Genomic DNA, 24060 nt, shown 5'->3' with positions numbered 1-24060 from the left:
GAGTCCGGGGGAGAAGGCCCGTATCCTCGCGTTATCCCTGATCACGTGTAGGAGTGCGCCATGACCAAGGCCGCTGCCGGGGTGGCTTCGCCCCAGGAAATCCAATCGCTGGCCTCGCAAGGTCTGTACAACCCGGCGAACGAGAAGGACGCTTGCGGCGTCGGCTTCGTGGCGCACATCAAGGGCCAGAAGGACCACTCGATCGTCGAGCAGGGCCTGAAGATCCTGGAGAACCTGGACCACCGGGGTGCGGTGGGCGCCGATGCGCTGATGGGCGATGGCGCCGGCATCCTGATCCAGATCCCGGACGATTTCTTCCGCGCCGAGATGGCCGCGCAGGGCGTGGTGCTGCCGCCCCCGGGCGAGTACGGCGTGGGCATGATCTTCCTGCCCAAGGAGCACGCCAGCCGCCTGGCCTGCGAGCAGGAGATGGAGCGCGCGATCAAGGCCGAAGGCCAGGTGCTGCTGGGCTGGCGTGACGTGCCGGTGGACACCGAGATGCCAATGTCGCCCACGGTGCGCACCACCGAGCCGATCATCCGCCAGGTCTTCATCGGCCGCGGCGCCGATGTCATCGTGCCCGATGCGCTGGAGCGCAAGCTCTACGTGATCCGCAAGACCGCCTCGGCCGCGATCCAGAAGCTCAAGCTCACCCACAGCCGCGAGTACTACGTGCCCAGCATGAGCTGCCGCACGATCATCTACAAGGGCCTGCTGCTGGCCGACCAGGTCGGCAAGTACTACAAGGACCTGCAGGATCCGCGCACCGTCTCGGCCCTGGCCCTGGTGCACCAGCGCTTCTCCACCAACACCTTCCCCGAGTGGCCGCTGGCCCACCCGTACCGGATGGTGGCCCACAACGGCGAGATCAACACCGTCAAGGGCAACTTCAACTGGATGCGCGCCCGCGAAGGCGTGATGAAGTCGCCGGTGCTGGGCGAGGACCTGCCCAAGCTCTACCCGATCAGCTTCGAGGGCCAGTCGGACACCGCCACCTTCGACAACACGCTCGAACTGCTGACCATGGCCGGCTACCCGCTGGCGCAGGCCGCGATGATGATGATCCCCGAGGCCTGGGAACAGCACGAGATGATGGACGCGCGCCGCCGCGCGTTCTACGAGTACCACGCCTCGATGATGGAGCCCTGGGACGGCCCCGCCGCGATGGTCTTCACCGACGGCAAGCAGATCGGCGCCACGCTGGACCGCAACGGCCTGCGCCCGGCACGCTACCTGGTCACCGATGACGACCTGGTCGTCATGGCCTCCGAATCGGGCGTGCTGCCCATCCCCGAGAACAAGGTCGTCAAGAAGTGGCGCCTGCAGCCGGGCAAGATGTTCCTGATCGATTTCGAGCAGGGCCGCATCGTCGACGACGAGGAACTCAAGGCGCAGTACGCCAGCGCCCGCCCGTACCGCCAGTGGATCGACAACGTCCGCGTCAAGCTCGATGACCTGACCCCGGCCGCTGAAGCGGCGCCGGCCTCGGCCGTGCCGCTGCTCGACCGCCAGCAGGCCTTCGGCTACACCCAGGAAGACATCAAGTTCCTGATGGCGCCGATGGCGATCAACGGCGAGGAGGGCATCGGCTCGATGGGCAACGACAGCCCGCTGGCCGTGCTGTCCGACAAGAACAAGCCGCTGTACAACTACTTCAAGCAGCTGTTCGCCCAGGTCACGAACCCGCCGATCGACCCGATCCGCGAGGCCATCGTGATGTCGCTCAACAGCTTCATCGGCCCCAAGCCCAACCTGCTGGACATCAACGCGGTGAACCCGCCGATGCGCCTGGAGGTGTCGCAGCCCATCCTCGACTTCCAGGGCATGGCGCGCCTGCGCAACATCGAGTCGGCCACCGGTGGCAAGTTCAAGGTCGCCGAGATCGACATCACCTACCCGCTGGCCTGGGGCCACCAGGGTGTGGAAGCCAAGCTGGCCTCGCTGTGCGCCGAAGCGGTCGATGCGCTGCGCAGCGGCCGCAACATCCTGATCATCACCGACCGCGGTGTCAGCCCCACCCAGGTGGCGATCCCGGCGCTGCTGGCGCTGTCGGCCATCCACCACCACCTGGTGCGCGAGGGCCTGCGCACCACCGCCGGTCTGGTCGTCGAGACCGGCTCGGCGCGCGAGGTGCACCACTTCGCGGTGCTGGCCGGCTACGGCGCCGAGGCCGTGCACCCCTACCTGGCGATGGAAACGCTGGCGGCCATGCACGACGAGCTGCCGGGCGACCTGTCCACCGACAAGGCGATCTACAACTACGTCAAGGCGATCGGCAAGGGTCTCTCGAAGATCATGTCGAAGATGGGCGTGTCGACCTACATGTCCTACTGCGGCGCGCAGCTGTTCGAGGCCATCGGCCTGAACAAGGACATGGTCGCCAAGTACTTCCGTGGCACCGCCACCCAGGTCGAGGGCATCGGCGTGTTCGAGGTGGCCGAAGAGGCCCTGCGCAACCACCGCGCTGCCTTCGGCGCCGACCCGGTGCTGGCCGAGATGCTGGACGCCGGCGGCGAGTACGCCTGGCGCACGCGCGGCGAAGAGCACATGTGGACGCCCGACGCGATCGCCAAGCTGCAGCACAGCACGCGCTCGGGCAAGTTCGACACCTACAAGGAATACGCGCAGATCATCAACGACCAGAGCAAGCGCCACCTGACGCTGCGCGGTCTGTTCGAGTTCAAGATCGACCCCGCCAAGGCCATCCCGCTCGACGAGGTGGAGCCGGCCGCCGAGATCGTCAAGCGCTTCGCCACCGGCGCGATGTCGCTGGGCTCGATCTCCACCGAGGCGCACAGCACGCTGGCCCTGGCGATGAACCGCATCGGCGGCAAGAGCAACACCGGTGAAGGCGGCGAGGACCCGGCGCGCTACCGCAACGAGCTCAAGGGCATCGCCATCACCGATGGCACCAAGGTGTCGCAGGTCGTGGGCGACAAGCAGATCGAGGCCGACTACGCGATGAAGGCCGGCGACAGCCTGCGCTCGAAGATCAAGCAGGTGGCTTCGGGCCGTTTCGGCGTGACCACCGAGTACCTGGTCTCGGCCGACCAGATCCAGATCAAGATGGCCCAGGGCGCCAAGCCGGGCGAGGGCGGCCAGCTGCCGGGCGGCAAGGTCTCCGAGTACATCGGCAAGCTGCGTCACTCGGTGCCGGGCGTGGGCCTGATCAGCCCGCCGCCGCACCACGACATCTACTCGATCGAGGACCTGGCCCAGCTGATCCACGACCTGAAGAACGTGAACCCCAAGGCCGACATCAGCGTCAAGCTGGTGTCCGAGGTCGGCGTGGGCACGATCGCCGCGGGCGTGGCCAAGTGCAAGGCCGACCACATCGTTATCGCTGGCCACGACGGCGGCACGGGCGCCTCGCCGTGGTCGTCGATCAAGCATGCCGGCACCCCCTGGGAGCTGGGCCTGGCCGAGACCCAGCAGACCCTGGTGCTCAACCGCCTGCGCGGCCGCGTTCGGGTGCAGACCGACGGCCAGATCAAGACCGGCCGCGACGTCGTCATCGGCGCACTGCTGGGCGCCGATGAGTTCGGCTTCGCCACCGCGCCGCTGGTGGTCGAGGGCTGCATCATGATGCGCAAGTGCCACCTGAACACCTGCCCGGTGGGCGTGGCCACGCAGGACCCGGTGCTGCGCAAGAAGTTCTCGGGCAAGCCCGAGCACGTGGTGAACTACTTCTTCTTCGTCGCCGAAGAAGCGCGCCAGATCATGGCGCAGCTGGGCATCCGCCGCTTCGACGAGCTGATCGGCCGCGCCGACCTGCTGGATACCCGCAAGGCCGTCAGCCACTGGAAGGCCAAGGGCCTGGACTTCTCCAAGGTCTTCCACGTGCCGCAGGTGCCGGCCGGCGTGGCGCGCTTCCATGTCGACACCCAGGACCATGGCCTGGGCAAGGCGCTGGACGTCAAGCTGATCGAGAAGAGCCGCGCCGCCATCGAGAAGGGCGAGAAGGTCCAGTTCATGGAGGACGCGCGCAACGTCAACCGCTCGGTCGGCGCGATGCTGTCGGGCGAGCTGATCAAGCACCGCCCCGAAGGCCTGCCCGACCACACGCTGTTCATCCAGATGGAGGGCACCGGTGGCCAGAGCTTCGGCGCCTTCCTGGCCTCGGGCATCACGCTGTACCTGATCGGCGAGGCCAACGACTACACCGGCAAGGGCCTGTCGGGCGGCCGCATCGCGGTGCGTCCCTCGATCGAGTTCCGCGGCGACGCCACCAAGAACATCATCGTCGGCAACACGGCGCTGTTCGGTGCCACCAGCGGCGAGGCCTTCTTCCGTGGCGTGGGCGGCGAGCGCTTCGCGGTGCGCATGTCCGGCGCCTCGGCGGTGGTCGAAGGCACGGGCGACCACGGTTGCGAGTACATGACCGGCGGCACCGTGGTGGTGCTGGGCAAGACCGGCCGCAACTTCGCGGCGGGCATGTCGGGCGGCGTGGCCTATGTCTACGACGAGGACGGCCTGTTCGCCAAGCGTTGCAACACCGCCCAGGTCGCGCTGGACAAGGTGCTGCCGGCGGCCGAGCAGGAGGCCAGCATCCCGCGCGCCATCTGGCACCGCGAACAGGCTGACGAGACGCTGCTGAAGAAGCTGATCGAGGACCACCACAAGTGGACCGGCTCGCTGCGTGCGCGCGAGATCCTCGACAGCTGGGCCGAGGCCCGCGGCCGGTTCGTCAAGGTCTTCCCGCACGAGTACAAGCGCGCGCTGGGCGAGATCAACGCCGCCAAGGAAGCCGACGAGGCCGTCGGCAAGGCCAAGGGCAGCAAGGCGGCCGCCAAGGCCCCGGCCGCCAAGTAAACCGCCCCGAACACGAGGAATCACATCATGGGAAAGGTCACCGGCTTCCTGGAGTACGAGCGCATCGAGGAGGGCTACCTGCCCGTCGAGAAGCGCGTCAAGAACTACAAGGAATTCGTCATCGGCCTGACGGCCGAGCAGGCCAAGGTGCAGGGCGCACGCTGCATGGATTGCGGCACGCCCTTCTGCAACAACGGCTGCCCGATCAACAACATCATTCCTGACTTCAACGACCTGGTCTACAAGAACCAGTGGAAGCAGGCCTTCGCGGTGCTTTCCAGCACCAACAACTTCCCCGAGTTCACCGGCCGCGTCTGCCCGGCGCCCTGTGAGGCCGCCTGCGTGGTCAACGTCAACGGCGACCCGATCGGCATCAAGTCGCTCGAACACGCCATCATCGACCGTGCCTGGGAAGAGGGTTGGGTCAAGCCGCAGCCTGCGGCGGTGAAGACCGGCAAGACCGTGGCCGTGGTCGGCGCCGGCCCGGCCGGCCTGGCCGCGGCCCAGCAGCTGGCGCGCGCCGGCCATGCGGTCACCGTGTTCGAGAAGAACGACCGCATCGGCGGCCTGCTGCGCTACGGCATCCCCGACTTCAAGTTCGAGAAGACGCACATCGACCGCCGGGTGGCGCAGATGGAAGCCGAAGGCGTGGTCTTCCGCACCGGCACCATCGTCGGCGAGCTGCCCAAGGACTCCAAGGTCACCAACTGGGCCAAGACCACGGTCAGCCCCGAGCAGCTCAAGGCCGAGTTCGACGCCGTGCTGATCACCGGTGGCGCCGAGCAAAGCCGCGACCTGCCGGTGCCGGGCCGCGACCTGGACGGCGTGCACTTCGCGATGGAGTTCCTGCCGCAGCAGAACAAGGTCAATGCCGGCGACAAGCTCAAGGGCCAGATCCGCGCCGACGGCAAGCACGTCATCGTGATCGGTGGCGGCGACACCGGCAGCGACTGCGTGGGCACCTCCAACCGCCATGGCGCCGCCAGCGTCACCCAGTTCGAGGTGATGCCGATGCCGCCCGAGCAGGAGAACAAGCCGCTGGTCTGGCCCTACTGGCCGATCAAGCTGCGCACTTCCTCCAGCCACGAAGAAGGCTGCCAGCGCGAGTTCGCCATCTCCACCAAGGCCTTCACCGGCGAGAAGGGCAAGATCACCGGCCTGACCACCGTCCATGTTGAGTTCAAGGACGGCAAGCTGGTCGAGATCCCTGGCACCGAGAAGTCCTGGAAGGCCGACCTGGTGCTGCTGGCGATGGGCTTCACCAACCCGGTGGCCACGCTGCTGGAGGGCTTCGGCGTCGACAAGGACGCCCGCGGCAATGCCAAGGCCCACACCGAGGCCGTCGGCGGCTACGCCACCAACGTGCCCAAGGTCTTCGCCGCCGGCGACGTGCGCCGCGGTCAGTCGCTGGTCGTCTGGGCGATCCGCGAAGGCCGCCAGGCCGCGCGCGCGGTCGACGAGTTCCTGATGGGCAGCAGCGCCCTGCCGCGCTGAGGCCTTGCCGAACGCGCACCACGGCCGGGCATCTGCCCGGCCGTTGTCGTTGGTGGGTCCTGTGCGCGTGACGCCCGTGTGAAGCCAGGCAAAGCGGCCATGGGGTCTTCAACCCCCATGCGACAATCTTCGGGTCATCCCTGAGACCGCATGGACCGCGACCCTTTCATCGAGATCGACCACGTCACCTTCGGGTACGACAGCCAGCGCACCATCCTCAACGACGTGTCGCTGGTCTTTGGCCGCGGCCAGGTCACCTCGGTGCTGGGCAACTCGGGCTGCGGCAAGACCACGCTGCTGCGGCTGATCGGCGGCGTGCACGCGGCCGGCAGCGGCCGCGTCGTCTTCGACGGCGAGGTCATCGACACCCGCAACAAGGAGCAGCTCTACCGCCTGCGTCGGCGCCTGGGCATGCTGTTCCAGTTCGGTGCGCTGTTCACCGACCTGACCGTCTTCGACAACGTGGCCTTCCCGCTGCGCGAGATGACCGATCTGCCCGAGGCGCTGATCCGCGACATCGTGCTGATGAAGCTCGATGCGGTGGGCCTGCGCGGCGCAGCGCCGCTGAAGATCAGCGAGGTGTCGGGCGGCATGGCCCGGCGCATCGCGCTGGCCCGCGCGATCGCGCTGGACCCCGAGCTGATCATGTACGACGAGCCCTTCGCCGGCCTCGACCTGATCTCGATGGGGGTGGCTGCCAAGCTGATCCGCACGCTGACCGATGTCACCGGTGCCACCACGCTGCTGATCTCGCACGACGTGCCCGAGTGCATGGCGATCAGCGACTGGGTGGTGCTGATGGCGCCGGGCGGCCGCATCGTGGCGCAGGGCACGCCCAAGGAACTGATGGATTCGACCGACCCCGAGGTGCGCCAGTTCGTGCGCGGCGAGCCCGACGGCCCGATCAAGTTCCACTACCCGGCGCCGCCGGTGGCCGACGATTTCGGCCTGGGGGGGCGCGCATGACGTGGCTGCAGACGCTGGGGCGGCGCACGCTGGACCAACTGGCCGGCTATGGCCACGCCGCCATCTTCTCCTTCGAACTGCTCAAGGCGCTGCCCGCCGCCCTGCGCCGCTTCGGCCTGGTGGTGCAGCAGATCCACGCCATCGGCAACCGCTCGCTGGTGATCATCCTGGCCTCGGGCCTGGCGGTGGGCTTCGTGCTGGCGCTGCAGATGTACTACGCGCTGGTCACCTACGGCGCGGCCGAGTCGCTGGGCCTGATCGTCAACCTGGCGCTGGTGCGTGAACTCGGGCCGGTGGTCACCGCGCTGCTGTTTGCCGGCCGCGCCGGCACCTCGCTGACCGCCGAGATCGGCCTGATGAAGGCGGGCGAGCAGATCGCCGCGATGGAGCTGATGGCGATCGACCCGCGCCAGCGCGTGCTGGCACCGCGCTTCATCGGCGGCATCGTCGCCATGCCCCTGCTGGCTGCGCTGTTCTCGGCGATCGGCATCCTGGGCGCCTATGTGGTGGCCGTGCTGCTGATCGGCGTGGACGCCGGCAACTTCTGGTCGATCATGCAGGACCGGGTGGATGTCTGGCGCGATGTCGGCAACGGCATCGTCAAGTCCTTCGTCTTCGGCGTGATCTGCACCACCGTCGCGCTCTACCAGGGCTACGAGACCGAAGCCACGCCCGAAGGCGTGGCCTACGCCACCACCCGCACCGTGGTGAACGCCTCGCTGGGGGTGCTGGCGATGGACTTCATCCTCACCGCGCTGATGTTCTCCACCCCCTGAACGGACCCGGGAGACCTCCTCATGAACAAGAAAAGCATCGAAATCCTCGTCGGCCTGTTCGTCGCCCTCGGCGCGCTGGCCCTGGTCTTCCTGGCGCTGAAGGCCGCCAACCTGGGCAGTTTCGCCAGCGGGGGCGACACCTACCGCCTGCAGGCCCGCTTCGACAACATCGGCGGCCTGAAGGTGCGCGCGCCGGTGCGCTCGGCGGGTGTCAACGTCGGTCGCGTCACCGCCATCGTGCTCGACCCCAAGACCTACCAGGGCGTGGTCACGCTGGACGTGAACCGCGGGGTTGAGTTCCCCAAGGACTCCTCGGCCAAGATCCTCACCGCCGGCCTGCTGGGCGACCAGTACATCGGCATCGAACCCGGCGCCGACGAGAAGAACCTCGCCGCGGGCGACGTCATCCGCCAGACCCAGTCGGCCGTTGTGCTGGAGAACCTGATCGGTCAGTTCCTGTTCAACAAGGCCGCCGAAGCCGGCGACGGAGACAAGAAATGAAGACCGCCGCGCTGCTGCTGGCCCTGGGGCTGTCCGCCACGCCGCTGTGGGCGCAGACCGCTGCCGCCGAGCCGGCCAGTGCGGCTGCGGACACGGCCGCTGCGCCCGCCCCGCTGGCGTCTCCGAAGGACCCCTTCGAGCGCGGCAACCGCGCCGTCTACCGCTTCAACGACGGCCTGGACAAGGCCGTGCTCAAGCCGGTGGCTGAGGCCTATGTGGCCGCGGTGCCTGAGCTGGTGCGCTCGGGCGTGGGCAATTTCTTCGGCAACATCGGCGACGTCTGGTCGGCGGTCAACAAGCTGCTGCAGGGCAAGGTGGTGCAGGGTGCGCAGATGACGCTGCGCGTGGCCACCAACACCGTGTTCGGCCTGGGCGGCGTGCTGGACCCGGCCACCGAGATGGGCCTGGAGCGCCAGAGCGAGGACTTCGGCCAGACCCTGGGCTACTGGGGCATGCCCTCCGGACCTTACCTGGTGCTGCCGCTGTTCGGTCCCAGCACGCTGCGCGATGCCGCCGCGCTGCCGCTGGACAAGGCAGCCACCTCGGTCAGCCATGTGATCCAGGGCGACAGTGGCGTGATCGCCGCCAACGGCCTGCAACTCACCCAGACCCGCGCTGAACTGCTGGGCGCCTCGAAACTGCTGGGCGATGTGTCGCTGGACCCCTATGCCTTCCTGCGCGACGCCTACCTGGCGCGTCGGCGCAACCTGGTCTGGGACGGTGACCCGCCCGACGAGGACGCCGCGCAGTGAACGCACGATTTGTCACGCCCGGGCGGTGAACCGCTGCCGCCCCGGTGCGTTGAGGGAGTACCGCGCGGCCTTCATGCCGCGCTCATCCGAGAAGGAAAAGCCGATGTTTGAATCCGCTCTGATCGCCCGCTGGACCGCGCCCGCCGTGCTGGCGGTGGCCGCCCTGGTGGCACCGGCCGCCCAGGCCCAGGCCGTGACGGCCGATGCCAAGATCCAGGCGCTGTCCACCGAAGTGCTCGACACGCTGAAGGCCGACAAGGCCATCCAGGCCGGTGACGTGGGCAAGATCAACGCCCTGGTCGATGCCAAGGTGATGCCGCATGTCAACTTCCAGCGCATGACCGCCTCGGCGGTGGGCCGTGCCTGGCGCACCTCCACGCCCGAGCAGCAGCAGCGCCTGCAGGCCGAGTTCAAGACCCTGCTGGTGCGCACCTACGCGGGCGCGCTCAGCCAGGTCAAGGACCAGACCATCAAGCTCAAGCCCCAGCGCGGCGGTGCCGACGACACCGAGGTCGTGGTGCGCACCGAGATCAAGGGCAAGGGCGAACCCATCCAACTGGACTACCGCCTCGAGAAGGCCGGCACCGACTGGAAGATCTACGACGTCAATGTGCTGGGCGTGTGGCTGGTCGACCAGTACCGCAACAGCTTCGCCACCGAGATCAACGCCAACGGCATCGACGGCCTGATCAAGTCGCTGGCCGACAAGAACGCCAAGGCGGCGACGGGCGGCAAGGCCTGATGCTGGCGCTGCCCGCCCAACTGACGCTGCGCGAGGCGCGCCAGACGCTGGCCGCGCTGTCCGGCGCACTGGCTTCTGCCCAGGGCGAGGCGGTGGTCGATGCGTCGCCACTGACCCAGATCGACTCGTCGGCGCTGGCCGTGCTGCTCGAGCTCAAGCGCCAGGCCGCGTCGCGCGGCCTGCGCTTCGAAGTGCGGGGCGCGCCGCCCCGGCTGCAGGACCTGGCGCGCCTGTACGGCGTGCAGGGGCTGCTGGCGCTGACCTGAGCCTAATCGGGCTGCAGGTAGCGCCGCTGGCGCAGGTTGCGCTTGATCTCCTGCAGCACCGGCCGGCGTGCCGGGCCCAGGCGCAGCGCCACGCCGGTGGTCAGGATGTCGATGATCATCAGGTGCAGCAGGCGCGAGACCATCGGCACGTAGCGCTCGAAATCCTCGGGGTGGTCGGCCGGCAGCAGGATCTGCCCGGCCGACTGCACCAGCTGCGCCAGCGGTGAGCCGCTGGCGGTGATCGCCACCAGCGTGGCACCCTTCTTCTGGGCGATCTCGGCGGCGTCGATCAGGTCCTTGCTGCGGCCCGAGTTGGAGATCACGATCGCGCAGTCGCCCGGCTGCAGCATCGTGGCGCTCATCACCTGCACATGGCCGTCGCCCAGTGCCGCCGAGTTGATGCCCAGGCGGAAGAACTTGTGCTGCGCGTCCTGCGCCACGATGCCCGAGTTGCCCACGCCGTAGAACTCGATGCGCCGGCCCTGCTGGGCGGCCTCGGTGAGCGCGGCCATCGCGCGGTCGAAGGCGTGGTTGGTGGCGTCGTTGCGGTACTTGAGCAGGGCGCTGACCGCGTTGTCGATCACCTTGACGATGATGTCGCCGGGCTTGTCGTCCTCGTCCACCGCGCGGTGCACGAAGGGCACGCCTTCATTGACAGTGCCGGCCAGCTTGAGCTTGAAGTCGGCCAGGCCGTCATAGCCCACGCTGCGGCAGAAACGCACCACCGTGGGCTTGCTGACATGCGAGCGTTCGGCCAGTTCGCCCACCGGCATCGACGCGAAGCTGCGCGGGTCGGCCAGCACCAGCTTGGCAACGCGCTGCTCGGCGGGCGGCAGGGCGGGGATGGAGGCGCGGATACGGTCGAGCATGTCGGGCGATACCAGTTGACCGTGGATTGTCGCGCCAGAGCGACCATGCGCCCAGCGCACGCCCACCGGCGAGGCGCTGGGCGTGCCGCCCAGCAGGGCGCTGGTCCAGTCGCGGCTCATGGGGCGATCCTCCGTGCCGCGCACGGCAGGATTCGCGCTTGGGCGCGGCTTCGCGCGCTCATTGCTCTTCCGCCCAGGCGCAGCCGTCACGCGCCACCAGCGCGCTGGCGGCGGCCGGGCCCCAGCTGCCGGCGGCGTAGGTCTTCAGGCTGCTGCCGTCGCGCTGCCAGGCGTCCAGGATGGGTTCGACCCAACGCCAGGCCTGCTCCTGCTCGTCGCTGCGCACGAACAGGTTCAGGCGGCCGGCGATGGCGTCGAGCAGCAGGCGCTCGTAGGCGCCCACGCGGTCGCTGGGGAAGGCCTTGTCGAAGTCCAGGTCCAGCGACACCGGCGCCAGCGCATCACTGGTGCCCGAGCCCTTGGCGGCCAGCATGTGCAGCTCCAGGCCATCCTCGGGCTGCAGCTTGATGACCAGCTTGTTGGCCAGCGTCGGGCCGGGGAAGATCGGGTGCGGGACCGGGCGGAAGTTGACTACGATCTGCGCATCGCGCGCCGCCAGGCGCTTGCCGGTGCGCAGGTAGAAGGGCACGCCGGCCCAGCGCCAGTTCTGCACCTCGGTGCGCAGGGCGACAAAGGTCTCGCAGTGGCTGCCGGCGGGCACCTTGACCTCCTCCAGGTAGCCCGGCACCTTCTTGCCGTCAGCGGTGCCGGCGCGGTACTGGCCACGCACCACATCGCGCGCCACGCTCTCGGCGGTGAAGGGCTTGAGCGAGCGCAGCACCTTGAGCTTCTCGTCGCGGATGGCGTCGGCGTCGTTGGTGGAGGGCGGCTCCATCGCGATCATCGTCAGCAGCTGCAGCGCATGGTTCTGGATCATGTCGCGCAGCGCGCCGGTGCGGTCGTAGAAGTCGCCGCGTGTGCCCACGCCCAATGATTCGGCCAGCGTGATCTGGATGTTGGCGATACTCTCGCGGCGCCACAGCGGCTCGAACAGCGCATTGCCAAAGCGCAGCGCCATCAGGTTCTGCACGCTGGGCTTGCCCAGGTAGTGGTCGATACGGAAGGCCTGGGTCTCGGTGAACACCGAGCGCACCACGCGGTTGATCTCCTGCGCACTGGCCAGGTCGTGACCCAGCGGCTTTTCCAGCACCACGCGCACCTTGGGGCCGTTCAGGCCGGCGGCGCCGAGCTGTTCGCAGATCACCGGAAACAGGTGCGGGCTGGTGGCCAGGTAGAGCACCGCGGTGTCGGCACCGCGCTCGTCCAGCCAGGCTTTCAGGCCGGCGTAGTCGGCCGGCTGCGACAGGTCCATGCGGCGGTAGTGCAGCAGCTCGGCGAAGCGGGCGAACTCCTCGTCGCTGGGGCGCTTGGACGGCTCGACCTCGGAGAAGCGCTCCTTGATGAAGGCGCGGTAGTCGCCGTCGCTGCGGTCGTCACGGGCCACCGCCAGGATGCGGCCGCCACCGGGCAGCTTGCCGTGGCGGAAGGCCTGGAACAGCGCGGGCATCAGCTTGCGCCATGTGAGGTCGCCAGTGCCGCCGAAGAACACGAGGTCAAAGGACATGGTGATGTAATTAAGTTACGGATATCATGATGCATGAGTTTCTTGTGTCGGTCAATCAGGGCAGGGACTTGGCCCTGGCGCGATGTAACCGACTCGAACCCCGGTGGCCGCGCCCTCGGGTTCTAATTCCCTCTGGAACGCGCCTTGCTGGCGCCACAGCACACACCACGCCATGAACCAGCTCGACCAACTCAAGGCCTACACCACGGTGGTGGCCGACACCGGCAACTTCCACCAGATGGCGCAGTACGCGCCGCGGGATGCCACGACCAACCCCTCGCTGATCCTGAAGGCGGTGCAGCAGCCGGAATACGCACCGCTGTTGAAGGACACCGTGGCGGCCCACCGCGACCAACCGCTTGATGTGATCGTCGACCAGGTGCTGGTGCGCTTCGGGCTGGAGATCCTGAAGGTGGTGCCGGGCCGCGTCTCCACCGAGGTCGATGCCCGCCTGTCCTTCGACCGCGCCGCCACGGTGGCCCGTGCCCGCCGGCTGATCGCGCTGTACGAGGCCGCCGGCATCCCGCGCGAGCGGGTGCTGATCAAGATCGCCGCCACCTGGGAGGGCATCCAGGCCGCGCGCGAACTGGAGGCCGAAGGCACGCACTGCAACCTGACGCTGCTGTTCTCCTTCGCCCAGGCGGTGGCCTGCGGCGACGCCGGCGTGCAGCTGATCAGCCCCTTCGTCGGCCGCATCTACGACTGGGCCAAGAAGCAGGCCGGCGCCGCCTGGGACGAGGCCGCGCAGTCCGGCGCCAACGACCCCGGCGTGCGCTCGGTGGCGCGCATCTTCAACCACTACAAGAAGCACGGCATCGCCACCGAGGTGATGGGGGCGAGCTTTCGCAACATCGGCCAGATCACCGCGCTGGCCGGCTGCGACCTGCTGACGATCAGCCCCGATCTGCTGGCCCAGCTGCAGGCGGCCGAGGCGCCGTTGACGCCAGCGCTGGACGCCGCCGCCGCGCGCGATCTGGACCTGCCGGCGGTGCATCACGACGAGGCCTCGTTCCGCTACGCGCTGAACGAGGACGCCATGGCCACCGAGAAGCTGGCCGAGGGCATCCGCCTGTTCGCCGCCGACTCGGCCAAGCTGGACACCCTGATCCTGGGAGCCTGAGATGAGCCACCCGCGCTGCGACGAGACCATCGCCTGGACCGCCCTGGGCGGCCACTACGAAGCCCACGGCCGGGAGCTGGACCTGCGCGAGGCCTTCGCGCGTGATGCCGGCCGTGCCGCGGCCTTCTCGCTGCAGGCGCCCGAGATCTTCGCCGACCTGTCGAAGAACCTGTGGGACGACAGCACGCGGCGCCTGCTGGTGGAGCTGGCCGAGGGCGTGCACCTGGCCGAACGCCGTGACGCCATGTTCGCCGGCGAGCCGATCAACACCACCGAAGGCCGCCCCGTGCTGCACACCGCGTTGCGCGCGCCGCGCGGCGCCGGGCCGTTCAGCGACGAGGTGCACGAGGTGCTCGACCGCCTGCTGGCCTTTGCCGAGCGGGTGCGCGACACCGCCACCAGCGGCATCACCGACATCGTCAACATCGGCATCGGCGGCTCCGACCTGGGCCCGCAGATGGCGGTGCCGGCGCTGGACGCCTTCGCCCACCCGGGCCTGCGGCTGCACTTCGTCTCGAACGTCGACGGCCACGACATCGCGCCGGTGCTGCGCCGCCTGAACCCGGCCACCACGCTGTTCATCATCGCCAGCAAGACCTTCACCACCCAGGAGACGATGGCCAATGCCGGCGTCGCCCGGGCCTGGTTCCTGGCCAACGGCGGCACCGACACGCGCAAGCACTTCGTCGGCGTGACCACCAACCTGAAGGCGGCGGCCGAGTTCGGCATCACCGAGACCTTCGGGTTCTGGGACTGGGTGGGCGGCCGCTACTCGCTGTGGAGCGCGATCGGCCTGCCGCTGGCCATCGCCATCGGCGCTGACCACTTCCGCGCCTTCCTGGCCGGCGCGCACGCGATGGACCAGCATTTCGCCCAGGCGCCGCTGCGCGAGAACCTGCCGGTGCAGCTGGGCCTGCTGGACGTCTGGTACCGCAACTTCCACCACTTCAGCAGCCGCTCGGTGGCGCCCTACCACCAGGGCCTTAAGCGCTTTCCGGCCTATCTGCAGCAGCTGGAGATGGAGTCCAACGGCAAGCGGGTGGATAGCGAGGGCCGCGCACTGCGCCTGGGCACCAGCCCGGTGGTCTGGGGCGAGCCTGGCACCAATGGCCAGCACGCCTATTTCCAGATGCTGCACCAGGGCACCGACGTGATCCCGGTGGAGTTCATCGCGGTGAAGACCCCCACCCACGAGCACGCCGACCTGCACACCAAGGCACTGGCCAACTGCCTGGCGCAGAGCCAGGCCCTGATGCTGGGCAAGACGGCGGCCGAGGCCGCCACCGAGAGCGCCCCCACCGCATCGGCCACGCTGGACCGCACCGTGCTGTCGCGCCACCGCAGCTTCCCCGGCAACCGCCCCAGCACGACGCTGGTGCTGGACGCGCTGACACCGCGCGCGCTGGGCGCCTTGATCGCGCTGTACGAGCACCGCGTCTTCACCAGCGCCGCGGTCTGGGGCATCAACGCCTTCGACCAGTGGGGCGTGGAGCTGGGCAAGGCGCTGTGCAACCAGTTGCTGCCGCGCTTCGCCTCCGGGGACTTGTCCGGGCTGGACGGCTCCACCGCGGCGCTGCTACAACGTCTGCGTGCCTGACCACCTCAAGGACACCCGATGAAGCCCACCCACCTGATCTTCGATTTCGGCGGCGTGGTCTTCCAGTGGAACCCGGTGCGCCTGATCGCCCGCGTGCTGCCCGAGCGGGCCAACACGCCGGAAGCGGCCGATCAGTGGAAGGACCGCTTCTTCCAGGGCTACACCGGTGACTGGGGCGCCTTCGACGGCGGCCACGCGACGGCCGAGGAGACCGCGCAGCGCATCGCCGCCCGCACCGGGCTGACGCTGGCCGAGGTGCAGGCGGTGCTGGATGCGGTGCCCGACGCGCTGGCCCCGGTGCCCGAGATGGTGGCCCTGCTGCGCCGCCTGCGCGCCGCTGGCCACCGCCTGTATTTCCTGTCCAACATGCCGGCCCCCTACGCCGATCACCTGCGCCGCACGCACGACTTTCTGCTGGGCTTCGAGGACGGCATCTTCTCGTCCGAGGTGCGGCTACAGAAGCCCGACCCGGCGATCTACGCGCTGGCCCTGAAGCGCTTCGAGATCACGCCGCGCGACAGCCTGTTCATCGACGACCACCTGGCCAACATCGAGGCCTCCAACCGCTTCGGCCTGCCGGCGCTGCTGTTCACCGACCCGGCGCGCCTGGAGCGCGACCTGGCCTCACGCGGCATCCGCTGCTGAACCCCGCGCCCGGGCCCGCCGCCACTGGCGGTCGCTGCTGAAACCGGCCAGCGCCAGCGCACGGGCCATGGGCCATCCCGCGGCCAGGGCCTCGCGCATGAAGGCACTGCGCACCCGCTCCACGTAGTCGCGCGGCGTGCAGCCCACATGCTCGGCGAACAGCCGGCCCAGGTGGCGCGGCGTCACATGGGCGACCTCGGCCAGGCGCTCCAGCGTCCAGTCCTCGGCCGGGCGCTCGCCCACCGCGTTTTGCACCCGGTGCAGCGCGGGATGCAGGTGGCTGCGTCCGGCCAGCAGCGGCGAGCGCTCGGGGTCACCGGCGCCGCGGCGGTGGAACACCACCAGCACCTGCGCCACCTCGGCCGCCAGCGCCTCGCCGGCATGCTGCGCGATGCAGTGCAGCGCCAGGTCGATGCCGGCGGTCACGCCGGCCGAGCACAGCAGGTTGCCGTCGTCGACGAACACCCGGTCGGCCAGCACCCGGGCACCGGGGGCCAGGCGCGCCAGGTCGTCCAGCAACTCGTGGTGGGTGGTGGTGCAGCGGCCGGACAGCAGGCCGGCATCGGCCGCCAGCAGCGCGCCCGAGCAGACGGTGAGCAGCCGGTGCGGAGAGCTCGGGTCGGCCAGGGCCGGTCCCAGCACGCGGGACAGCCAGTCGCGTGCCGCCAGCCACGGGGCCTGGGCGCGCACCACCGCCTCGGCCTCGCCCGGGCGGCCCAGCAGCACCACCCAGGTCGGGCGCTCGAGGGATGCCGGCAGCGGCTCGATGCCCGCCAGCTGCACGCCCACCGAGGAGCGCACCTGGGCCTGCGGCCCGACATGGCGCAGCCGCCACAGCGGCGCGCGGCCCTGCCGCGCCAGCGCCTGGTTGGCCAGCCGGAAGGCCTCGGCGGGGCCCGCCAGGTCCAGCAACAGCGACTCCGGCAGGACGACGAAGCACACGTCCACCGGCGCCGCGGCCGCCGGCCTCAGGGCGACGGCGACCATGGGTAGTCCATCTGCCGGGCGGTGGCCTGCGCCAGCTCGGGTCCGGCCGCGCGCGCCACCAGGTGCAGCGCCATGTCGATGCCGGCAGCGATGCCAGCCGAGGTGACGCTGCGGCCGTTGTCGATCCAGCGCCGCTCGGGCCGCACCTGCAGTGCCGGAAAACGCTGCGCCAGGTCCTCGGCATCCTCCCAGTGGGTGGTGACCGCCTGGTCGGTGACGATGCCCGCCGCGGCCAGCACGAAGGCGCCGGTGCACACCGAGGCGGTGATCGCCGCGTCACCGGCGCGCCGCGCCAGCTCGGCCAGCGTGGCCGGCTGGGCCAGCACCCCGTCGATCACACCGCCGGGCACCAGCAGCCAGTCGGTGGCCGGGGCCTGGGCCAGCGCGTGATCGACGCTGATCGCCAGCCCGGCGCGGGCCCGCACCGGCCGGCCGTCGGCCGAGGCGGTGATCAGCTGGAAGCGCGGCCCGGCGCCACCCTGGCGCCGGGCATGGACCCGCGCCGCGGTGGTGAAGACCTCGTAGGGGCCGGCGAAGTCGAGCAGTTCCATCTCGTCGAAGGCCAGCAGCAGGACCGTGGTGCAGTCGCTCACTGCGCGCGCTCCAGCGCCTGCGCCACCGTGACCAGCGTGGCAAAGCGGCCGGCCAGCACGGTCTCGGTGCGCTCGGTGATCGCGTCGGCGCTCAGCACGCTGCCGGCGGGCGTGCGCATGTCAAAGGTCAATGTGGCCTCGGTGCAGTAGTCCACCACCCAGCCCTCGTCGCTGGCGTGGCGGGTGGTGGTCTCGCAGCACTGCTCGGTGCGGATGCCCGCCACGATCAGGCGGCGGATGCCCTGCTGGTGCAGCCAGACCGGCAGCCCGGTGCCGACCAGCGCGCTGTGGCGGTGCTTGTCCACCAACAGCGCGGCCTCGAAGGCGCGCAGGCCCTGCAGCGGCCGCACCAGGCCGCTGGCGTGGGCGAAGGGGTTGTCGGCGGTGTCGGGGCCGTCGGTGTGGACGATGCGCACCACCGGCACGCCGGCGGCCACGCAGCCCTCGATCAGGGCGTTGCAGCGCGCCAGGAAAGCGGCGGCGCGGTCGGCCTGCCAGTAAGGGCGGGCGGTGAAGCTGTCCTGGACGTCGATCAGCAGCAGGGCGGTGGTGGACATGGCAGGTGGGCGATGGCAGTGGATGAGGATGCCATCGTCGCCCACCGCGCGTCCAGCGCCCAGGCCGTGCGCGGACCGCTTGCGGTCAAAAAAGGACGTGTCAGCGCGGCGCGCTCAGCGGGGTGCCAGCCAGCGCTCGGCGATGCGCACCCACAGCGCGGCGCCGGTGGGAATCACCGCATCGTTGAAGTCGTAGTGCGGGTTGTGCAGCGTGCAGGGGCCCAGGCCGTGGGTGGCGTCGGCATAGGCACCGCGGTGGTCGCCCTCGCCGTTGCCGATCACGAAATAGGCGCCCGGGCGCTCCAGCAGGAAGTAGCTGAAGTCCTCGGCGCCCATCGTCGGGTCGAACTCGTGGGTGCGCTCCGCACCGACCACCTCCTGCATCACCGAGCGGACGAAATCGGCCTCGGCGTCGTGGTTGATGGTGGGCGGGTAGTTGCGCACGAACTCGAAGTCGACCGTGGCGCCGAAGGCCGCGGCGGTGTGGCGCGCGATCTCGCCCATGCGCTGCTCGATCATGTCGAGCACGGGGATGGTGAAGGTGCGCACCGTGCCCTCGATCACGCACTGGTCGGGGACCACGTTGGTGGCCTCGCCGGTGTGGATCATCGTGACCGAGATCACCGCCGCATCGGTGGGTTTCTTGTTGCGCGTGACGATGGTCTGGAAGGCCTGCACCATCTGGCAGGCCACCGGCACCGGGTCGATCCCGTTGTGCGGCAGCGCGGCGTGCGAGCCCTTGCCGCGGATCGTGATCTTGAACTCGTTGCTGGAGGCCATCGCCGGGCCGCGGCACACCGCCAGGTCGCCCGCGGGCAGGCCGGGCCAGTTGTGCATGCCGAACACCGCGTCCATCGGGAAGCGCTGCAGCAGGCCGTCCTTGATCATCTCGCGGGCGCCGCCGCCGCCTTCCTCGGCCGGCTGGAAGATCAGGTAGACCGTGCCGTCGAAGTTCCGGTGCGTGGCCAGGTGCTTCGCCGCCGCCAGCAGCATCGCGGTGTGGCCATCGTGGCCGCAGGCGTGCATGCGGCCGGGGTGGCGGCTGGCATGCTCGAAGGTGTTGAACTCGGTCATCGGCAGCGCGTCCATGTCGGCGCGCAGGCCCACGGCGCGCGGGCTGTCGCCGCCGCGGATGATGCCCACCAGGCCGGTCGTGCCCAGGCCGCGCTCGATCGGGATGCCCCACTCGGTCAGGCGCTGCGCGACCACCTCGGCGGTGCGCACCTCGTGGAAGCACAGCTCAGGGTGGGCGTGCAGGTCACGACGGATGCGGGTGATCTCGTCGTGGTGGGGGCGGAGGTCGTCGATCAGGGCCATGGGCCCGATCTTAGCGGCCGGGGCACGACCCCGGTGGGCCGGGGGTCAGCGGCGCACGCCGCCGTTCTCGGTCAGCATCGACAGCTCGACGAAGCGCGAGGCCACATGGTTGCCGGCCGAGAAGTTGACGCTGAAGCCGCCCAGCGAGTGGTTCTGCAGCGCCTCCAGACCGCCCACCAGGCCGTCCGGGCTGATGCTGCGGGCCCGCTTGAGCCCCTCGATCAGCACCCGCGCGCCGATGTAGCCCTCGATGCCCGAGTAATTGGGCCGCAGGCCGCCACCGGCCTTGCGCACCAGCTCCAGGTACTCGCGCACGATCGGGATCGACTGCGTGTAGGGGTAGGGCATGACCTGGCTGACCATCACGCCGTGCGCCTCCTTGCCCAGCTCGTCGGCCAGCGCCTGCGTGCCGACGAAGGACACGTTGTAGAAGGTGCCGCCGTAGCCGGCCCGGCGCGCTGCGCGCACGAAGGCGGCGCAGCTCTTGTAGGCGCTGATCTGCACCACCGCATCCGGCCGGGCGGCGACGATGGCCTTCACGGCCGCCGCCACGTCCACGGTGTTGCGCTCCACCGTGCCCACCGCCACCGGCTCCAGCTGCTGCGCCTTCAGGGCCTTGACCACGCCGTCCAGACCGGCCTGGCCGTAGCTGTCGTTCTGGCGGAACACCGCGATGCGCTTGAGCCCCAGGCCGGTCAGCTGGCGCACGATCAGCGCGGTCTCGTCGTCGTACGAGGCGCGCACATGGAAGACCTGGCGCAGCGCCGGCTCGCGCAACGACATCGCGCCGGTGAACGGGGCGATGAAGGGGGTGCGGCCCTCCTTGACCAGCGGCATCGCCGCCAGCGAGGTGGGCGTGCCCACATAGCCGAACAGCGCGAAGACCTCATCCGACAGGAAGCGCGCGGTGTTGGCCTTGCAACGCTCGGGGTCGTAGCCGTCATCGAGCGACTGGATCTCGATCGTGGTGCCGTTCAGGCCCCCGGCGGCGTTGAAGGCGTCAAAGCACAGCTTGGCGCCGCGGTTGAGCTCGATGCCCAGCTGCGCGGCCGGGCCGCTGAAGGCGGCCGACTGGCCCAGCACCAGGCGGTTGCTGCGCTGCGCGCGGCCGGCCAGCGGCCAGCCGAGTGCGGCCGCCCCCAGCGCGCCCAGTGCCTGGCGACGATGGCGGTTCATGGTCAGGACTCCCAACGAGGTCGATGTTGTGGGGCGGATTCTGGCAGCGGTTTCGGTCTTTTCCGCGACCGAGACCCTGACCTCGATCGTGGGAGGCGGCTGTGCCATCATCGCCGCCCATGAGCGAGTCCCTGCGCACCGTCCACGCCGCCTGTCCGCACGACTGCCCCGACACCTGTGCCATGAAGGTGACGGTGGACGGCGAGCGCATCGTGCGCATCCAGGGCGATCCCGACCACCTGACCACCCACGGCGCGCTGTGCACCAAGGTGTCGCGCTATGCCGAGCGCACCGACCACCCCGAGCGCGTGCTGACGCCACTGCGCCGCGTTGGCGCCAAGGGCGAGGGCCGCTTCGAGCCGGTGAGCTGGGACGAGGCGCTGGACGACATCGCCGCCCGCCTGGCCGCGATCGCCGCGCGCCAGCCTGAGGCCATCGTGCCCTACAGCTACGCCGGCACGATGGGCCTGGTGCAGGGCGAGAGCATGGCGGCGCGCTTCTGGCACCGCCTGGGCGCCTCGCGCCTGCACCGCAGCATCTGCGCCGAGGCCGGCGGCGAGGGCCTGGCCGCCACCTACGGCGGCAAGCTGGGCATGCATGTGCAGCACTTTGCCGAGAGCCGGCTGATCCTGGTCTGGGGCAGCCACTCGATCGCCTCCAACCTGCACTTCTGGACCTACGCCCAGGCCGCCAAGCGGGCCGGTGCCAAGCTGATCGCGATCGACCCGCGCCGCACCGAAACCGCCGAGAAATGCCACCAGCACCTGGCGCTGCGCCCCGGCACCGACGGCGCACTGGCGCTGGGCCTGATGCACGAGCTGATCACCCAGGGCTGGCTCGATCAGGACTACATCGACCGCCATGTCGAGGGCTGGCCGGCGCTGCGCGAGCTGGCGCTGCAGTGGCCGCCCGAGCGCAGCGCGGCTGCCTGCGGCCTGACGGCCGACGAGGTGCGCGGCCTGGCGCGCGACTACGCCACCACCGCGCCGGCAGCGATCCGCCTGAACTACGGCATGCAGCGCGTGCGTGGCGGCGGCAACGCGGTGCGCCTGATCGCGCTGCTGCCCTGCCTCACCGGCGCCTGGCGCCACCGCGCCGGTGGTCTGCTGCTGTCGGCCTCGGGCTGGGCCGCGCCGGCCAAGCGCAGCGCCTGGCTGCAGCGGCCCGACCTGCTGGCTGGCCGCCAGCCGCGCACCGTCAACATGAGCACCATCGGCGACGCGCTGCTGCACCCCGGCGGCGCCGGGTTCGGCCCGAAGATCGAGGCGCTGGTGGTTTACAACAGCAACCCGGTGGCGGTGGCGCCCGAATCGGGCAAGGTGGTGGCGGGCTTCCGCCGCGAGGACCTGTTCACCGTGGTGCTGGAGCACTTCCTGACCGACACCGCCGACCACGCCGACTACGTGCTGCCGGCCACCACCCAGCTGGAGCACTGGGACGCCCACACCAGCTATGGCCACACCTGGGTGCTGATCAACCAGCCGGCGATTCCGCCGCGCGGCCAGTCGCGCTCGAATGCCGAGATCTTCCGCCAGCTGGCGACCCGGATGGGCTTCACCGAGCCCTGCTTCCAGGACAGCGACGAGGCCCTGGCGCGCGGCGCGTTCAACGACAGCATCGACCACGCCGCGCTGTGGCGCGACGGCTGGACCCGCCTGCCGGTGCCCGACGCGCCCTTCGCCGACGGCGGCTTCGCCACGCCCAGCGGCAAGGCCCTGGCCACGCCGCTGCCCGAGGTGGTCCTGAACCACGAGTGCCAGGAAGCCACGCCCGAGCTGGCCGCGCGCTACCCGCTGGCGATGATCTCGCCGCCGGCGCGCCATTTCCTGAACTCCACCTTCGTCAACGTCAAGAGCCTGCGTGCCATCGAGGGCGATCCCTGCCTGGAGATGCATGCCGACGACGCCGCCGCCCGCGGCCTGGCCGACGGCCAGCCGGTGCGCGTCTTCAACGACCGCGGCGAGCACCACTGCGTGCTGCGCGTCAACGGCCGCGCGCGGCCGGGCGTGGTCAACGGCCTGGGCGTGTGGTGGCGCAAGTTCGGCCGCAACGGCACCAATGTCAACGAGCTGACCCACCAGCAGCTCACCGACCTGGGCCAGGCGCCATCCTTCTACGACTGCCTCGTCGAGGTGACCGCGCTGTGATGGGGCGGCGGGCATGCGCTGGGGTCGCGCGCTGATGTGGGCCGGTGCCGGCTCGCTGCTGCTGGCGCTGGCTGCGGCCGGCACGCTGTGCCTCACCAGCGGCTGCACCTCGATCGGCTACCTGGCGCAGTCGGCCGGCGGCCACCTGGGCCTGCTGGCTTCGGCGCGGCCGGTGAGCGAGGTGATCGCCGACCCCGCCACGCCCGAGACCCTGAAGCAGCGCCTCGCGCTGACCCAGCGCATGCGCGACTACGCGGTGAGTGAGCTGGGCCTGCCCGACAACCGCAGCTACCGCGCCTACGCCGACATCCACCGCGCCGCCGCGGTGTGGAACGTGGTGGCTGCGCCTGAGCTGTCGCTGCAGCTCAAGACCTGGTGCTTCCCGGTCGTCGGTTGCGTCAGCTACCGCGGCTACTTCGACCAGGCGGCGGCCGAGGCCTACGCCGCCACGCTGCCGCCCGAGGGCTGGGAGACCAGTGTCTACGCGGTGCCGGCCTACTCCACCCTGGGCTTTTCGGACTGGCTGGGCGGCGATCCGCTGCTCTCCAGCTTCATCCAGTGGCCCGAGGGCGAACTGGCCCGTCTGATCTTCCACGAGCTGAGCCACCAGGTGGCCTATGCCGAGGGCGACACCGTGTTCAATGAGAGCTACGCCACCGCGGTGGAGCGCCTGGGCGGCGCGCGCTGGCTGGCCGAGCGCGCCAGCGCCGAGGCCCGCGAGCAGTACCAGCGCTTCGACCAGCGTCGCCGCGAGCTGCGCGCCCTGACCCAGGCCACGCGCGACCGGCTGGACGCGCTGTACCGCGGCCCCGGCAGCGAGGCCGACAAGCGCGCCGGCAAGGCCGCCGAGATGGCCCGGCTGCGCGACGAGCATGAACGTCTCAAGCGCGAGCGCTGGGACGGCTACAACGGCTTCGATGCCTACATCGCCCGCAGCAACAATGCCTCGCTGGGCGTGCAGGCGGCCTACCATGCCTGGGTGCCGGCCTTCGAGGCGCTGTTCGCGCGCGAGGGCCGCGATTTCCGGCGCTTCCACGCGGCCGTGCAGCAGCTGGCTGGCCAGCCCCGAGACCAACGCGAGGCCGCCTTGCGTGCCCTGCAACCCTGACGGAGACCCCA

The 24060-nt window shown here is 69.9% G+C and carries 20 protein-coding genes; 13 read left to right on the top strand and 7 right to left on the bottom strand.

Annotated features, from left to right (window positions below; translation table 11 throughout):
* Positions 1-60: 60 nt before the first annotated feature.
* The 8 genes from KAK03_RS12140 to KAK03_RS12105 all read left to right on the top strand — a co-directional run bounded on the left by KAK03_RS12140 (position 61) and on the right by KAK03_RS12105 (position 10309).
* Positions 61-4812, top strand: a complete 4752-nt coding sequence (locus KAK03_RS12140; RefSeq protein ID WP_210854208.1) for a glutamate synthase-related protein — start codon at positions 61-63, stop codon at positions 4810-4812.
* A 27-nt stretch (positions 4813-4839) separates the two neighbouring features.
* Positions 4840-6306 carry a glutamate synthase subunit beta gene (locus tag KAK03_RS12135; protein WP_210854207.1) on the top strand — a complete coding sequence of 489 codons (1467 nt, stop codon included), beginning with the start codon at positions 4840-4842 and terminating at the stop codon, positions 6304-6306.
* Positions 6307-6456: 150 nt separating this feature from the next.
* Positions 6457-7272: an ABC transporter ATP-binding protein gene (locus KAK03_RS12130; protein ID WP_210854206.1), complete on the top strand. Its 816-nt coding sequence runs from the start codon at positions 6457-6459 to the stop codon at positions 7270-7272.
* Positions 7269-8048, top strand: coding sequence for a lipid asymmetry maintenance ABC transporter permease subunit MlaE (gene mlaE, locus KAK03_RS12125; protein WP_210800557.1), 780 nt, complete (start codon positions 7269-7271; stop codon positions 8046-8048). The genes KAK03_RS12130 and mlaE overlap by 4 nt, the downstream gene beginning before the upstream one ends.
* Before the next feature lie 21 nt (positions 8049-8069).
* Positions 8070-8549 (top strand): outer membrane lipid asymmetry maintenance protein MlaD, encoded by a 480-nt coding sequence (gene mlaD, locus KAK03_RS12120; RefSeq protein ID WP_210854205.1) that lies wholly within the window; start codon positions 8070-8072, stop codon positions 8547-8549.
* Positions 8546-9301, top strand: a complete 756-nt coding sequence (locus tag KAK03_RS12115; protein WP_210854204.1) for an MlaA family lipoprotein — start codon at positions 8546-8548, stop codon at positions 9299-9301. Before mlaD ends, KAK03_RS12115 begins: the two co-directional genes overlap by 4 nt.
* Positions 9302-9404: 103 nt before the next feature.
* The gene (locus KAK03_RS12110; RefSeq protein WP_210854203.1) at positions 9405-10043 is read left to right on the top strand and encodes an MlaC/ttg2D family ABC transporter substrate-binding protein; all 639 of its coding nucleotides are present in this window, start codon (positions 9405-9407) and stop codon (positions 10041-10043) included.
* Entirely contained in the window at positions 10043-10309 is a 267-nt protein-coding gene (locus KAK03_RS12105; protein ID WP_210854202.1) for an STAS domain-containing protein, read from the top strand. The genes KAK03_RS12110 and KAK03_RS12105 overlap by 1 nt, the downstream gene beginning before the upstream one ends.
* 2 nt (positions 10310-10311) lie before the next feature.
* On the opposite strand, the gene KAK03_RS12100 is transcribed toward KAK03_RS12105, so the two are convergent.
* Complete coding sequence (locus tag KAK03_RS12100) at positions 10312-11178, bottom strand: MurR/RpiR family transcriptional regulator (RefSeq protein ID WP_210854242.1); 867 nt, start codon at positions 11176-11178, stop codon at positions 10312-10314.
* 178 nt (positions 11179-11356) lie between these two features.
* Positions 11357-12802: a glucose-6-phosphate dehydrogenase gene (zwf, locus tag KAK03_RS12095; RefSeq protein ID WP_210854201.1), complete on the bottom strand. Its 1446-nt coding sequence runs from the start codon at positions 12800-12802 to the stop codon at positions 11357-11359.
* Between the two features lie 172 nt (positions 12803-12974).
* Between zwf and tal the strand changes: the two genes are divergently transcribed.
* From tal to KAK03_RS12080, 3 genes are read left to right on the top strand one after another with little or no spacing between them, the layout of a single operon-like run.
* Positions 12975-13922 (top strand): transaldolase, encoded by a 948-nt coding sequence (tal, locus tag KAK03_RS12090; protein WP_210854200.1) that lies wholly within the window; start codon positions 12975-12977, stop codon positions 13920-13922.
* A gap of 1 nt (position 13923) precedes the next feature.
* Positions 13924-15519, top strand: coding sequence for a glucose-6-phosphate isomerase (gene pgi / locus KAK03_RS12085; protein ID WP_210854199.1), 1596 nt, complete (start codon positions 13924-13926; stop codon positions 15517-15519).
* A gap of 18 nt (positions 15520-15537) precedes the next feature.
* Entirely contained in the window at positions 15538-16164 is a 627-nt protein-coding gene (locus KAK03_RS12080; protein ID WP_210854198.1) for an HAD family hydrolase, read from the top strand.
* Here the strand turns inward: KAK03_RS12080 and KAK03_RS12075 are convergent.
* The 5 genes from KAK03_RS12075 to KAK03_RS12055 form a co-directional block, all read right to left on the bottom strand.
* Positions 16144-17151: a GlxA family transcriptional regulator gene (locus tag KAK03_RS12075; RefSeq protein WP_210854197.1), complete on the bottom strand. Its 1008-nt coding sequence runs from the start codon at positions 17149-17151 to the stop codon at positions 16144-16146. The two genes, KAK03_RS12080 and KAK03_RS12075, sit on opposite strands and share 21 nt — an antisense overlap.
* A complete protein-coding gene (locus tag KAK03_RS12070) occupies positions 17133-17744 on the bottom strand; it encodes a DJ-1/PfpI family protein (protein WP_310738578.1) in 612 nt (203 codons plus the stop codon). Before KAK03_RS12070 ends, KAK03_RS12075 begins: the two co-directional genes overlap by 19 nt.
* On the bottom strand, positions 17741-18301 hold the full coding sequence (locus KAK03_RS12065) for a cysteine hydrolase family protein (RefSeq protein WP_210854196.1): 561 nt from the start codon (positions 18299-18301) through the stop codon (positions 17741-17743). Before KAK03_RS12065 ends, KAK03_RS12070 begins: the two co-directional genes overlap by 4 nt.
* A 114-nt stretch (positions 18302-18415) precedes the next feature.
* Complete coding sequence (locus tag KAK03_RS12060) at positions 18416-19618, bottom strand: M20 aminoacylase family protein (protein ID WP_210854195.1); 1203 nt, start codon at positions 19616-19618, stop codon at positions 18416-18418.
* Positions 19619-19663: 45 nt separating this feature from the next.
* Positions 19664-20794 carry an ABC transporter substrate-binding protein gene (locus KAK03_RS12055; RefSeq protein WP_210854194.1) on the bottom strand — a complete coding sequence of 377 codons (1131 nt, stop codon included), beginning with the start codon at positions 20792-20794 and terminating at the stop codon, positions 19664-19666.
* A 119-nt stretch (positions 20795-20913) separates the two neighbouring features.
* On the opposite strand from KAK03_RS12055, the gene KAK03_RS12050 reads away from it, so the two are divergent.
* Both KAK03_RS12050 and KAK03_RS12045 read left to right on the top strand, forming a co-directional pair.
* Positions 20914-22941: a molybdopterin-containing oxidoreductase family protein gene (locus KAK03_RS12050; protein ID WP_210854193.1), complete on the top strand. Its 2028-nt coding sequence runs from the start codon at positions 20914-20916 to the stop codon at positions 22939-22941.
* 13 nt (positions 22942-22954) lie between these two features.
* On the top strand, positions 22955-24049 hold the full coding sequence (locus KAK03_RS12045) for an aminopeptidase (RefSeq protein WP_210854192.1): 1095 nt from the start codon (positions 22955-22957) through the stop codon (positions 24047-24049).
* The last annotated feature ends 11 nt before the right edge of the window (positions 24050-24060 follow it).

The sequence above is a fragment of the Ideonella alba genome, from assembly GCF_018069845.1.
GTDB classification, from domain to species: domain Bacteria; phylum Pseudomonadota; class Gammaproteobacteria; order Burkholderiales; family Burkholderiaceae_C; genus Ideonella; species Ideonella alba.
This window is presented reverse-complemented; position numbering and strand designations above follow the sequence as displayed.

Coding starts and splice junctions, on each gene's coding strand:
- KAK03_RS12140 (WP_210854208.1), top strand. CDS start 61: ATGACCAAGGCCGCTGCCGGGGTGGCTTCGCCCCAGGAAATCCAATCG.
- KAK03_RS12135 (WP_210854207.1), top strand. CDS start 4,840: ATGGGAAAGGTCACCGGCTTCCTGGAGTACGAGCGCATCGAGGAGGGC.
- KAK03_RS12130 (WP_210854206.1), top strand. CDS start 6,457: ATGGACCGCGACCCTTTCATCGAGATCGACCACGTCACCTTCGGGTAC.
- mlaE (WP_210800557.1), top strand. CDS start 7,269: ATGACGTGGCTGCAGACGCTGGGGCGGCGCACGCTGGACCAACTGGCC.
- mlaD (WP_210854205.1), top strand. CDS start 8,070: ATGAACAAGAAAAGCATCGAAATCCTCGTCGGCCTGTTCGTCGCCCTC.
- KAK03_RS12115 (WP_210854204.1), top strand. CDS start 8,546: ATGAAGACCGCCGCGCTGCTGCTGGCCCTGGGGCTGTCCGCCACGCCG.
- KAK03_RS12110 (WP_210854203.1), top strand. CDS start 9,405: ATGTTTGAATCCGCTCTGATCGCCCGCTGGACCGCGCCCGCCGTGCTG.
- KAK03_RS12105 (WP_210854202.1), top strand. CDS start 10,043: ATGCTGGCGCTGCCCGCCCAACTGACGCTGCGCGAGGCGCGCCAGACG.
- KAK03_RS12100 (WP_210854242.1), bottom strand. CDS start 11,178: ATGCTCGACCGTATCCGCGCCTCCATCCCCGCCCTGCCGCCCGCCGAG.
- zwf (WP_210854201.1), bottom strand. CDS start 12,802: ATGTCCTTTGACCTCGTGTTCTTCGGCGGCACTGGCGACCTCACATGG.
- tal (WP_210854200.1), top strand. CDS start 12,975: ATGAACCAGCTCGACCAACTCAAGGCCTACACCACGGTGGTGGCCGAC.
- pgi (WP_210854199.1), top strand. CDS start 13,924: ATGAGCCACCCGCGCTGCGACGAGACCATCGCCTGGACCGCCCTGGGC.
- KAK03_RS12080 (WP_210854198.1), top strand. CDS start 15,538: ATGAAGCCCACCCACCTGATCTTCGATTTCGGCGGCGTGGTCTTCCAG.
- KAK03_RS12075 (WP_210854197.1), bottom strand. CDS start 17,151: ATGGTCGCCGTCGCCCTGAGGCCGGCGGCCGCGGCGCCGGTGGACGTG.
- KAK03_RS12065 (WP_210854196.1), bottom strand. CDS start 18,301: ATGTCCACCACCGCCCTGCTGCTGATCGACGTCCAGGACAGCTTCACC.
- KAK03_RS12060 (WP_210854195.1), bottom strand. CDS start 19,618: ATGGCCCTGATCGACGACCTCCGCCCCCACCACGACGAGATCACCCGC.
- KAK03_RS12055 (WP_210854194.1), bottom strand. CDS start 20,794: ATGAACCGCCATCGTCGCCAGGCACTGGGCGCGCTGGGGGCGGCCGCA.
- KAK03_RS12050 (WP_210854193.1), top strand. CDS start 20,914: ATGAGCGAGTCCCTGCGCACCGTCCACGCCGCCTGTCCGCACGACTGC.
- KAK03_RS12045 (WP_210854192.1), top strand. CDS start 22,955: ATGCGCTGGGGTCGCGCGCTGATGTGGGCCGGTGCCGGCTCGCTGCTG.